This window comes from Streptomyces sp. NPDC045846 (genome assembly GCF_056431605.1).
The window spans coordinates 782,233-794,394 of record NZ_JBWKKJ010000002.1 but is presented as its reverse complement, the minus strand read 5'-3'; the positions used below and the strand labels follow the sequence as shown (position 1 = coordinate 794,394).

At 63.6% G+C, this 12,162-nt stretch carries 7 protein-coding genes and 1 pseudogene; 2 read left to right on the top strand and 6 right to left on the bottom strand.

Translation table 11 applies throughout. The features are described from left to right. Positions 1-241 precede the first annotated feature (241 nt). The 6 genes and pseudogenes from AC07F3_RS08470 to AC07F3_RS08445 all read right to left on the bottom strand — a co-directional run. Entirely contained in the window at positions 242-562 is a 321-nt protein-coding gene (locus tag AC07F3_RS08470) for a hypothetical protein (RefSeq protein WP_479111695.1), read from the bottom strand. A 254-nt stretch (positions 563-816) separates the two neighbouring features. After that, entirely contained in the window at positions 817-1,140 is a 324-nt protein-coding gene (locus tag AC07F3_RS08465) for a hypothetical protein (protein ID WP_479111693.1), read from the bottom strand. A 642-nt stretch (positions 1,141-1,782) separates the two neighbouring features. Further along, positions 1,783-2,670 (bottom strand): DUF6339 family protein, encoded by an 888-nt coding sequence (locus tag AC07F3_RS08460; RefSeq protein WP_479111691.1) that lies wholly within the window; start codon positions 2,668-2,670, stop codon positions 1,783-1,785. Continuing rightward, positions 2,667-3,659, bottom strand: coding sequence for a hypothetical protein (locus AC07F3_RS08455; protein WP_479111690.1), 993 nt, complete (start codon positions 3,657-3,659; stop codon positions 2,667-2,669). Before AC07F3_RS08455 ends, AC07F3_RS08460 begins: the two co-directional genes overlap by 4 nt. Beyond that, a complete protein-coding gene (locus AC07F3_RS08450; protein ID WP_479111946.1) occupies positions 3,656-5,785 on the bottom strand; it encodes a transcriptional regulator in 2,130 nt (709 codons plus the stop codon). The genes AC07F3_RS08455 and AC07F3_RS08450 overlap by 4 nt, the downstream gene beginning before the upstream one ends. 222 nt (positions 5,786-6,007) lie before the next feature. Continuing rightward, a pseudogene (locus AC07F3_RS08445) lies at positions 6,008-6,676 on the bottom strand (sigma-70 family RNA polymerase sigma factor); the annotation flags it as partial. A gap of 708 nt (positions 6,677-7,384) precedes the next feature. On the opposite strand from AC07F3_RS08445, the gene AC07F3_RS08440 reads away from it, so the two are divergent. Both AC07F3_RS08440 and AC07F3_RS08435 read left to right on the top strand, forming a co-directional pair. Continuing rightward, positions 7,385-9,001 carry a nuclease-related domain-containing DEAD/DEAH box helicase gene (locus AC07F3_RS08440; RefSeq protein WP_479111688.1) on the top strand — a complete coding sequence of 539 codons (1,617 nt, stop codon included), beginning with the start codon at positions 7,385-7,387 and terminating at the stop codon, positions 8,999-9,001. Next, positions 8,998-12,159 (top strand): helicase-related protein, encoded by a 3,162-nt coding sequence (locus AC07F3_RS08435; protein ID WP_479111686.1) that lies wholly within the window; start codon positions 8,998-9,000, stop codon positions 12,157-12,159. The genes AC07F3_RS08440 and AC07F3_RS08435 overlap by 4 nt, the downstream gene beginning before the upstream one ends. Positions 12,160-12,162: the final 3 nt, after the last annotated feature.

Below are 12,162 nucleotides of genomic sequence, written 5' to 3'. Positions count from 1 at the left end.
TCACGCTACGACCGCCGGGCGCGTTGCGCCACACGGAGGATGAGCGAGCGGACACCTGGAGTGATACTGGCAGGTCAGACCGGGTTGGCGGCCAGGGGAAGGGGGTGGGGCAGACGAGTCGGGCTGTACGCCGGGGACTGTCGAGTGCTCTGTCGAGATCCCGATGACCTACACATATGTCAGGTTGGGAGGACCGCGATGCACAACGCGTGCACTACCCCGAAGGCCCGGCCTGGCAATGTCACTGACAGTCGGTGTACACGCTGGGCTGTGGATGCCGTTCAGACCCGGGTGCGCTCGCGCCATGAGTCACCCGTTCGGCTCTGGGCTTCAGGGCGGCCTCCGGCAGACCGGGAGGTGCGGTGATGCCGAACAGCTCCTCGAAGGAGGCCGGTGCGTGCTCCCAGTCCACCTCCCATACCAGGTAGCCGTAGGTTTCCAGGGTCTCGGCGAGCCGGGCGTGCCGCATGCGTGCCTGTACCTTGCGCGGCTCCAGCCCCGACGCCACCAGCACGGCGTCGGCGAAGTGACGCAGGTCCCTGAGGGTCGCGTTCTCCGGCACCGAAATCCCCCGTGCGCGGGCTCATTGCTTGGCCAGGTCGAACTCCCGGCACAAGGCGCTCTCCCGCACGGGCGTCCAGTAACGGGTCACTGTGACCAGGTCGCTGCACTCCGCCGGGATCGGTGGCAGCCCCCGCCGCTCGCGCCTACGCAGGGCTGCGGGCCGCAAGGGTGCTCTCCATCGCGCGAGATGCCTCTCGTCCTCGTCGCGCAGGAAGGAACCGACGGCGAGTGGCGCACGGCTCGCGTCGGTCTTCAGCGGACGGCCTTTCCGTGCTGCCGTTGTTCTTCGATCAGTTGGTGTCCTGGAACCGTCTCCATGTCGGTACGGCGGACTCCGGCGGCTTCCATGGCACGCAGAGCTTGCAGAGAGCCGAACCAGATCTGGATCTGGTACCGGGGAACGATCTCATCGGCCAGAGCGACCACGTACTGCCAGGTCAGCCGCACGCCTCGGCCGGTTCCCTTTGGCAACCGGATACCCGGGACCGGGTTGCCCTCCAGATACCCGTCCTCCACGGCCGTGGAGAGCATGGCCGACAGTGCCTTCTTCACGCCGGAACAGGTGGTGTCGGACATTCCCCCCGGCTCTTCAAGGCCGTGAAGAAATCCCAGTGCTCTCCCCGCTTCACCTCGCCGACCGGCCTTGAGCCGAGTTCCGGAACAACGTGCCCTCTCAGACGGTATCCAACGGTAGCCATAGGACTCGACGGTTCCCTGACGGCCTTCACGCCGTGACAGGAACTTCTCGACGTAGTCGCTGATCTTCGGTGTCGTGCTCGTGGTGCTCCGGGCCCGGTGGAGGGAGGGGTTCCTACCTTCCTCGACAGCCGCGCGCTGGCTCCGCTGGAAGGCCAGGGCCGCCGTCTTCCTGCTCTCGGGGAAATTCCTGGACCGCTGCAGGCCGTCCCTGTCCCTCCAGCGCTTGTATCACGATGTCGGAAGGGTTCGATTGTCGCGAATCACCCTCGTGTCGAGGGAAAGCACGTGTCGCGGTTGACGGTCAGCTCGTGTTTCGACGGGTCACCCCAGCTGGTGGATGTGACCGGGTGGGCCCTGCCGCCTCCGTAGATGCGCTTCGGACCAGTGTCCGGGGTGAACGCCCATATTCTGGATTTCTTCATTGCCGGGACGTGTCGGGCACCTCGTGCCGGTCTACGCGACGGATAGCCTCGGCGAGCAGACCGAAGGGCTCCCCCATGGATGTGGATGCATACGAAGTCACTTGCTCTCGTCGGAAATCTTCCCCCTGACTTGCGCGTATGCAAACAGCTCCTCGAAGTGGACGATCAGTCTCTCAATCGCCTCCTCTGGAACCCTCTCCTCCTCCGGACCTTGGGGCAGCTCATTCCTGGGCGATGGAAGTGATGACTCGGCGGCCGCGATCCATTCGCGCAGCGGCTCCCGGTCACTTTTTACATCGGGAGCGATGACGTCGTACATCAAGGTCGCTGCAGCAGCATTGACTGCAGACGTCAAGGCGTTGACTTCTCGACCGGTGCGCACAGTGCCCCGTTCCATGAGCCTGACAAGGGCAAGGGCGGTAGGACGGTGGTCGATGACGTCGAGCCGAAGGGCAGAGTTGAGCATGTCCTGGTTTCCACAGGCCACAACGACGGGTCGGTAGTCCACGCCGTCACGGAAGAGTTCTGCTGCCCACCAGAGCCGAGCGAACGCCTGCTTGTAGTGGGGGCCGACGAACCTGTCGCGAGCCACGCGCCCGGGCGATCCATCCGCCTTCTGTTCGGACAGATGCCGCCACACTACGTAGTCCGGTGCCACTCCAAGGGCCAGATATGTCCAGAACCCCTTTTCGGCCGCTTCCCGACGTGTGAGTCTAAGAGTCTCGTGCAGACGCGGTGCCAGCCACGCGTCCGCGGCCGTGGGACGTTCATCCCCGAATCTGCCCAGCGCATGGTCGATCAGATCCCGGACTCGATCCAGTCGCAGGCGGGTGTCGACGCCCGGCAGTCGGTCGACAATCTTGTTCAGCGCGATGGAGGGGACGTCCTCGCGCCCCTCGAGCAGTCCTGTGGAAATGAACTCGGCAGCCTGCACATCGGAGATCAGAGCAAGCCGTTCCGGCAGGTGCTCGGGACGGGAAGTCACGCGAGGGTCTCCTGGTCAATTCGTTCGATGTCACGGACAGTATTGGCCAACACTTTGGGAACCTCGGCACGACGTGCGGCGGCATACTGGATACGAGGCTGCAGATCCGCCCAACTCCCCTCGCCGGTGCGCCGGAGATGCACCTCTCGGAGAGCGTCCTCCACCGACCGACCGGGGACAATGTCCGGAAGCATGTCCCGCAGCACCGCGCCTCGCCAGTCGGGCGGGAAGAGCGGCGTCCCGTCGTCCTCGATCTCCAGGTCGCCGATGGCAGTGTGGAATACAGCTGTCCATACATCGACGCACATCTGGGCCAGCAGCATCTCTCCCACCACGCCTTCCACCTTGGAGCCCCGACCCTCCACCAGTGCCACAAAGCCCTCGAAGTCAGAATTAAGACGGACGGTAGGCATTCGCCCCGAAGTGTCCACTACCCAGGGTGCGTCCCGGAAACTGCGCAACCACTCGGCGCCGCGGGCGAAACTGACCGTGCTGACGTCCAGCTGGCGATCCCTGAGCGGGGCGTCAGACGTGATATCTATCACCCACTCCTGATCGGTCGAGCCGATGATCCGACCCGGCGTGTCCTCGACTGTGGCCACCACGTGCACAGCCAGCGAAGCGCGGTCCAGATGGTCCTCCCGGTCGAACTCGATCTCGCCTGTCCACTCCCTGCCACCTTCCGAACCGCGCGTCAACGGGATGAACGTGCGTGCGTTGGTGGCTCCCTCCGTCAGAACGGCGACAACCTCGATGTCGGACCAGTGGCCCTTCACCTCGATCTCTCGGGCGGGCACGGTCGCCGTCAGAGCGAGCCGTGCGGTCTCCCAGTCGTGGCGCTCTGCCATGCCGAGCGCCACGACCTGCTCGACGACAGAGCACCCCTTGGATTCCAACTGCCCCCGAATGTCTCCGGGACCGCGCAACCGGACGGCCGTGACGCGAGCCGTCACAGCTCCGGTCAGCCGGGGATACGGGTAGACCCTCACGCAAGGCCCCCTTTGCCCTCGTAGAGTTCGACGACGAGACCACTCAGGCCAGCCCTCACTGGGTGTGTGGACACGTCGGTGACACCCCGAAATACCGCACGACGGCTCCCAGGCGGGAAATGCACTACGCCGTCCACCACTTCGCAATTGCTGACTGCAACCAGTTCCGCCCATTTGACCACTGGACGAGGACCGGAGCGAACCTCCAGCTTGGCAACGGGGATCATTTTCCAAAGGTCTCCACCAGCCGGCACCTTGACCTCGGCAGTGATCTGCCACGCACCCGAGTGGTCAACCATTGCCTCCAGATCATCCAGCTTCGGAGGCATCACCGTCCCCCTGACCTTGCCGGCGGGTTTGCCCGAGATCCTGAGGCGTTTACTCACCCTACTCGGGCTGCCGGACTTCTTTTCCTTGGCGACCGCCACGAGTTCGTGCACAGCCTTGTTGGTCTCCGACGTCAACGCTGCGATCCGCCGATGGGCCGAAGGCGAGTAGCGCATCCTCAACTCCTCGGTCTGGCCCCACTTGTTGTGCTCCGGTGGCTCGGAGGATCGAAGAAATTCCTCGGCTTCAGCTGCGAAGGGCGCGTCGCCACCCGCCGCCCGACCCGCGAGCAGAACTGCCTGGAACGGGTTGGTTCCAACGGGCAGGCCAGGTACCCAGCTGGTCTTGACCGTCATGCGATTGCCACGCATCGCAGTAACCTGGTTGATCTTGCCATCGGCGTCTGTCGCCTCGGTGACGAGGAGTACAGCCCTGTGCTCACCAGCGGTTCCTTCCAAACCATCCCTCTCAGGTACTTTCAATGGCACTGTAACGAGGGCTACTTGACCGGGCTCGGTGAGCCGGTCCACCGTGGTGCCACTCAGAAATGCCTTAAGAGCCCGTGAGCGCGCGGGTTGATGGACATCCGGCTCGACTCGTTCTTCCTCAAGGTATTCCACTCCGTTGCGCAACGTCCGCACCGATGCCTCCAGCAGAGGCCCACGGTCTCCTCCTGCTGTCATGGCGGCCCAGAAATTACGACCGAGCGCACGAACCAGCCGCTGGTGCATTCGCTCCAGGCTGTCCTCGTCATCACCCGCATCCCCTTCGAGGCTCTGCCCAGCCCCGGCAAGGCTGGCCACATCATGCGCTCCGACGATCAAGAACGATGTGCCAGGGTCATCACCCTCTCGAGTGAGATGCAACTCCTCTGCCATCACTTCGTCAGCCCACCAGGAGCGGACGACCTCACTGTTACTGGCCCCGGGATCCGGCTGCCCGAACCAAGCGGGCCCGGCAAACCTCCTGCCGTCCACTTCACGCCAAGGCAGATCGAGTCGTCCAATTAGCCGCCGCCGGGTACGCCCCTCATGGGGTTCAGATAGCGTGGAATTAATGAGAACGAGCCCCAATCGGCTGGCTGCCCAGAGCGTTGCTTTTCCGAGTCCATACGAACCGCCAGCCGCCGCATCCGACTTACGACTTTCGAGTTGGCGCCGCACCACGGCGGCGAAGCGGCCGTCATCGTAATCGTCACCGGTCAGCCCGTTGGCGTTGTAGTCGTCGATGCGAAGCAGGACGAGCCGATCCCGCTCAAGCATTTCCCGCAAACCAGTGCTAATGACCCGTCCGACCTTCTGCTCCTGCGCGGCAGCAGCTTCATAGTGCGGTTGGAGTTCGTGCCAACGGATCGCCGTGCGGAACCGTGCCAGGGCGTCCCCGGTCAGTTCGTGCAGGGTGTAGCGGACCCTCACTGCGCGATCATTCCTTCTATCGCGCTCGTCGAGGCTGTTCTGCGTCGCCTCACGAGCCAGGACCTCAAGATCGGCCTCGAAGGCGAAAGCCGCCGCATTGCCGAACTCCCGCCCGCCGTCGTCGTGTCCGGGCCGGTGATACCACACCAGGGATGTCTCCGAGGACGCGTCCGATCGTTCCGGACCCCCCGCGAAGCCCTGCCGCCCTTCCGTATCGACTCCAAGAGTCGTCTGCACCCCAGCCAAGAGGTCGGGGTCAGGCATGGAACGACCACCGAGCCAGGCTTCGACAAGTGCCCGTGTCACTTCCAGCCGGCTTGCCAGTTCACTTACGTCCGTGCCCTTTTCTCGCATCCGATCGGTCAACCACTCACCGAACTCCATCTCTTTCGAGGTCACCGCTCCCTCTCTCACGTCGGAGCCGCTCTCTGTCTCCGGCTTGCCCGCACTATGGTTCTGTACTGATGCGCCTGCCGCCGCCCGCGCCGCCAGGCCTCCCTGCCGTTTGGACCTCTCGGCGACCTCCTGAGCAATCTTCCGGGCAGCCTTCCTCCGGCGGCGTTCCGCGTCAGGGTTGTCGGGATCCAGCCCCATCTGAATCCTCAGCTCCTCCAAGGCGCGCTTCTCGATCTGCCGTATACGTTCTCGCGTTACCGCGAACTTCGTCCCGATCTCCTCCAACGTCCAGGTCATGCCGTCGATGAAGCCATATCTCAGCAGAAGAACATTCCGGGTTCTCTCCGTGAACAGGCACGCATCGAACAATTGGAGAAGTTCCTCCCGTTCAAATTCTGACCATAGCTCCTGCTCAGGACCCGGGACACGCTGAATTTCATCGACGACCAGCTCCCCGAGGAACGACTTCTCTCCGACAGGTTGATCTAAGGACAGAACCGACCTATGCGCCAACTTCAGACACTCCGTCACCTTCGCGGGACTGAGTTCACATGCCAAAGACAGATCATCAACACTGGGGATTCTTCCCTGATCGAGAAAGTTCCGTTCCCTTTTTCGCACCTTCTCCACGTCGGTCCAGACGTGAACCGGAAGCCGAATCGCTGCCTCTTCGTTGATCACGGCTCTCGTGATGCGTTGCCGAACCCACCAAGTGGCATAAGTGGAAAACTTGCACCCCATGGAGACGTCGAATTTCTCCACGGCTCGAATGAGTCCTACCATACCGTGCTGCGCAAGGTCCTCATACATGGGATCACCAATCCAGCGCCCCATTCCGCGAAGCATCTTATACACGAGCCGCTGATTGTGAATTACCATGGCAGAGGCGGCTCTGTAAGCCTCACTGTCTCGCGGGAGTGTCGCCAAGTAGCCATCGGGCAACTCATCCGAGGAATTCCTTGTTCCTCGGAATAGAAGGCAGAGTCCCACCTCTTCCTCAGCGCTCAGCAGGCGCCGGTGCGGGTTCACTCGCCGTCGATCGGCCTCGAGCAGGACGCGAGCGGCGCGTCGGGCCGCTTCCATGTCGCCGACACGCACCGTCCCTCGAAGAGACTCGAGGTCTGGGGCCCCATCTCCTTCGTCGAAAGAATCCGAGTCGTCGACCACCTCGTCGAGACCGTTCCCCTCGGGGGTTGGGGGCTCCGTGACGTCCGGTGCGTCTGCTCCGTGTTCGACTTCCTCCTGTGCCGCCGCCACGGCTTCGTACAAGGCCTGGGACTCTTGCGCCTCAAGCCGGGCAGCCCTGATCACTTGTAGCAGGGCTGCACCGCGTTCGACCCGTTCGTCCGTGAATCGGCGTATGAGCCCGACGAGCAGATCCCGACCGGATTGATCCAGCCGGACCCCTGATGCATCGCCCCGCTCTGTGGTCATCGCGCCCCCCACGCCCCTACTTCGTTGCTGCTCCGTCGTAGTCCATCACTCACAGGGCCGTCACTGCCAGCGCTTCCCGACCAGGGGCCGCGCGCCGAGGATCGGTCGATCGGTATTTTTGAGGGCGTGTGGACGTGACTATGGGGAGAGTTGATGCGAATCATTCCAAGCGAGATCTCGAGCAGCACGAGGAGCCAAGCCGAGCGCAGTGTGTTCGCGGCGCTCAAGGCGATCCCTGATGACCAGAGCGTCGCCCTGCACACAGTCCATCTCCCCAAGCACCACAAGAAGCGCCTCGGTGAGATCGACTTCGTCGTCATCATGCCCGACATCCTGCTCTTCATCGAGGTCAAGGGCGGTAGGGTCCACCACCGCGACGGAAAGTGGTACTACGGGCCGCCCGGTCGCGAAGAAGGCCCCAAGGAGAGCCCCTTTGCCCAGGCGAGCGGCGGCATGCACGAGTTCGAGCGAGAGCTCGGCGCCTTGGTTGGGGACTTGAGGGACCACGGCGTCCCCAGCGGATATCTCGTGATCACCACGGACGTCGACATCCCACGTACGACCGAGTTCGAGCCCCAGCAGTATCTGGGCGGAGGCGCGTACGACGGAGGGCGCGGTCTTGCACAGGGCATCGAACGAGCCACCCTCTTCTGGCTGGCTCGGAACAGGTGGGCTCGTACCCCCGTCTCTGCCCCCCTGCGCAAAAAGATGCTCGAGGCCGTCCGCCCGGATTTCGACCGCGTGCCCAATCTGCAGTCCCGGCTGACGCATCTCGACGTGGTCTTCGAACGCCTCACCAGCGAGCAGATCGACAGGCTCGACGAGTTGGAGTCCAACGCTCGCCTCATCTGGACCGGGGGCGCCGGCACCGGCAAGACCTTCCTCGCCGCCGAGGCGGCGCGCCGCAAGTCCGTCGCCGGCAGTGTCCTGTTCACCTGTGCGAGCGCTACGCTGGCTGCCCACATGGACCGGATCCTGAGGGCCGACTCGATCACGGTCCTGCCCTTCGACCGTCTGGACGAAGTTCGAGGTCGCACCTTCGACCAGCTGATCGTGGACGAGGCGCAGGACCTGATGACTTTCGAGCATCTGGACACCTTGGATGAAATCCTCGCGGGCGGCCTCGGCGAAGGCCACTGGCTCTTCATGCTCGATCAGAACAACCAGGTACTGGCCCCCGATTCGTTCGACTCCGAGGCCTGGGACTACCTGAGCCCCCTTGGCCTCGTGTACGGCCCCATGAAGCGCAACTGCCGCAATACTGTGCAGATCGTCAAGCAAGTCCACCATTACACGGGAGCCGACCTGGGAGTCGCGTCCGCGGGCGAAGGCGAGCCGGTCCGCTACGCCGACGCACAAGACGTTCGCGAGGAGGCGGAGATCCTCGACGCCTATGTCAATGAGCTCGTGCGGGAAGGTGTCTCACTCCGTGACATCACGCTGCTGTCCGCCGCAGGAGAGTGGGAATCGAGCTCGGCCCGTCTGACACAGCGAGCCTCGAAGATCGAGCGATTCTCCGACGTAGTCGGAACCGACCGTACGAAGCACCGTCTCACCTGGTCCTCTGTCACCGACTTCAAGGGTCACGAAAACCATGTGGTCTGCCTGATCGATCTCGAGCCCGAGCATCTCGGGGGCCGACTTGACGCACTGTACGTAGCCCTGACCAGGGCTCGCGCCCAGCTTTGGGTCGCTTGCCGCCCCGGTACCCGCCGTGCGCTCAAGGAGCTGGGTATGAGCGTGCTCATGCGGGAAGGACATCGCAAGTGAACGACTCCACTTCTCGACTCGCGGACTACCGCACCGACTTCGTGGCGTACCTCCGCAAGCAACTGGTCGGACCGGCAGGCGCCGAGGACGAGACTCTCGTCGACCCGCCCGACCGGCGCTACCTGATGGGCACGTTGTATCCACGGGGTGCCTCCTTGCTGGAGCACTCACAGGGCGACGGCGAACAGGACTTCAACGAGACGGAGGCGGGAAACGGAGAGGAGGACAGCTTCGCCGACGATCCGGTGGCCGAGGCGAACGCATGGCTTCCCTCCTCGCTCGGCTTCACCTTCTTCACCAACGCTCGCCGCATCGAAGTGACATGCGCGGCCTCCCGCTACATCACGTTGAGGGAGGGGGGGCGTCGTAGTTGGCAAAGGCAACCCCGACTCTCGACGACCAAGACCGTGTCCGCGGAACGAACCGCGCCGATCAGCGTCCTGGACGGTCATGGTCTTCTCCATGTGCGGTGGCGCCCTTTCGGCGACGGGCATCTCATCACATGCGTGCTGGCGAACGCCCATGACGAGGAGGAGAGCACGCGCAAGGATCGCGATCTGATGCTCTTCCAGGCCGAACTGTGGGCGACGACACTCGACGGGGCGTCGATCCTGGAGTATCCGAGTACCCGTCTCAACAGTCGCGACGAGGAAGAGCAGGAACTCCGGGTCCAGTATCGGCACATCGTGACCAGGGCCGTGGGACACGGGTGTGCCGTTGAATGGGACTACGAATCCGCCCCCGTCACCACCGTGCGAAGCAACGTCATGCCACAGCAGGTGGTCGAGCACATCAAGCCCGACGGCCCAAAGGACCTGCCGGTGCTCAACCTCGCGCGCCTCTCCCGACCCGATCTCGCTGTGGACGACCTCAAGGCCGAATTGCACTCCTTCGTCCTGGGCTATCGCAACTGGCTGGACAGACAACGGTCCGAGGCGAAGTCCCTGCGCACATGGGCCGCCGCGCCCACCGCGCGCATCCTCGAACGCATCGGGACGGTAGTCGATCGCATGACTTCAGGAGTGGAGGCCCTCACGGCATCAACCCCCGCAGGGCACAGGGCACGTGAGGCCTTCAGATTGGCCAACAGGGCCATGGCGCTCCAGATGCTCCACAGCCGCTCAGAACTGGCGGGAAGTCGTCGCCGCAGAAACAGCGAAGTCCTCGAACTGTCCGAGCCTGACGGCGACTATGCGTGGCACCCCTTTCAGCTTGCCTATTTCCTGCTCGTGGTCGAGGGCCTGATGAAGCCCGAGCATGAGAGTCGCATGACAGTCGACCTCATCTGGTTCCCCACAGGCGGAGGCAAGACGGAGGCCTATCTCCTCACCGCCTGTTTCGAGATCCTCTGGCGCCGGTTGACGTTCGGTGCTGCCGGTGGCGGCACGGCCGTTCTGAGTCGGTACACGCTGAGTCTCCTCACCACGCAGCAATTCCAACGCACGGCAACGGCAATCTGTGCCCTGGAGTACATCAGGAGAGGGCACGACGGAGCGTTGTCCCACGACCTGGGGCAGGAACCCATTTCCATCGGACTCTGGGTGGGCAAGGAGACAACGCCGAACAAGATCTCTGCCGCGCAGGACGAACTGGACGCCCTGAAGCAGATGAATACACCCGATGATCGCTTCCTGCTCGAGCGCTGCCCTTGGTGCGGCACCGAGATCGTCCCGGAACGGCAGGGCCAGGACAGAGACTTCGGCATTCGGGCGGACGGAGTCTCCACCTCGTTCTTCTGCCCGCGCGACACTTGCGTCTTCCACAAGCTGCTCCCCGTATCCGTTGTGGACCAGCAGATGTACAAGGAACCGCCGACGTTCGTACTGGGCACCGTGGACAAGTTCGCGCGATTGGCCTGGGAATCAGATGCAGGCAACCTCTTCGGTGGGAACGGCAAGCGTGCGCCCTCGCTGATCATCCAGGATGAGCTGCACCTCCTGGCCGGGCCTCTGGGAACCACGGTCGGTCTATACGAAGCAGCAGTCCTCGAACTCTGCACCCGCGGCGGAGTCGTGCCGAAGGTCATCGCGTCCACAGCGACGATCCGACGCTCACAGGACCAGATCCGCAGCCTCTACGGTCGCCCCGCACAGCTCTTCCCTCCGGCGGGGATCAATGCCGGTCACTCCTACTTCGCCTCGCCCGACAAGATCAAGCCTGGACGTTTGTACGTGGGTGTCATGGCACAGGGCCACACCGCCTCGACGTCGACCGTGCACGTGGGGGCTGCCGCGCTGCAGGCCCCGAAGGAAATCTGCGACGACGACAGCCTCCGCGACGCATACTGGACCACGGTCGCTTATCACAACAGCCTGCGGGAACTCGGCCGAACCGTCACGATCGCGCGGGACGACATCCCCGCGCGACTCGAGCATCTGACGAAGGACGATACTCAGCGCCGCGGGCTGAACGACGACTCGGTGGTCGAGCTCACGAGCAACATTCCGCGCGCCGCTCAACCACGACTGCTCGAGCGTCTCGGCAAGAGCTTCAAGGAAGCCGGCAGTGTTTCCTTCCTCGCCACGACCAACATGCTGTCCGTAGGCGTCGACGTTCCACGGCTTGGCCTCATGCTCATGAACGGGCAGCCCAAGACCACTTCGGAATACATCCAAGCCACAAGCCGCGTAGGTCGTCGTCACGTACCGGGGCTGATCATCACGCTCTTCCGTTCGACCAAACCGCGTGACCGATCACACTATGAGTCGTTCGGCGTGTATCACCGCTCGCTCTATCGACATGTCGAACCGACCAGCGTCACACCGTGGTCCATGCCCTCGCGCAAGCGGGCTCTACACGCGGTGCTGACCATCCTTGTGCGGCACCGAATCGGGCTGGACGCGGAGAACAAGGCCGGAGACATCCTCGATCACGCGGATGAAGTCGCCCGGATCCGCGACCTCGTGGTGGATCACGCGCAGCGAGCCGATCTGGTAGAAGCAAGCGCCGCAGCCGAGCAGTTGGACTCGCTGATCGAAGCCTGGATGCAGGAGGCTGAGATCGCGCGCGGCGAGGGCAGCCGTCTCTACTACCAGCCCCAGGGACGACTGCACCCGTCGCTTCTCACCGACTTCGGCAAACAGGGTGGCCTGTGGCAGACGCCGCAGTCGATGCGCAACGTCGACCGCGAGTGCCTCGTCAGCGTGAAAGGAACATGAGGG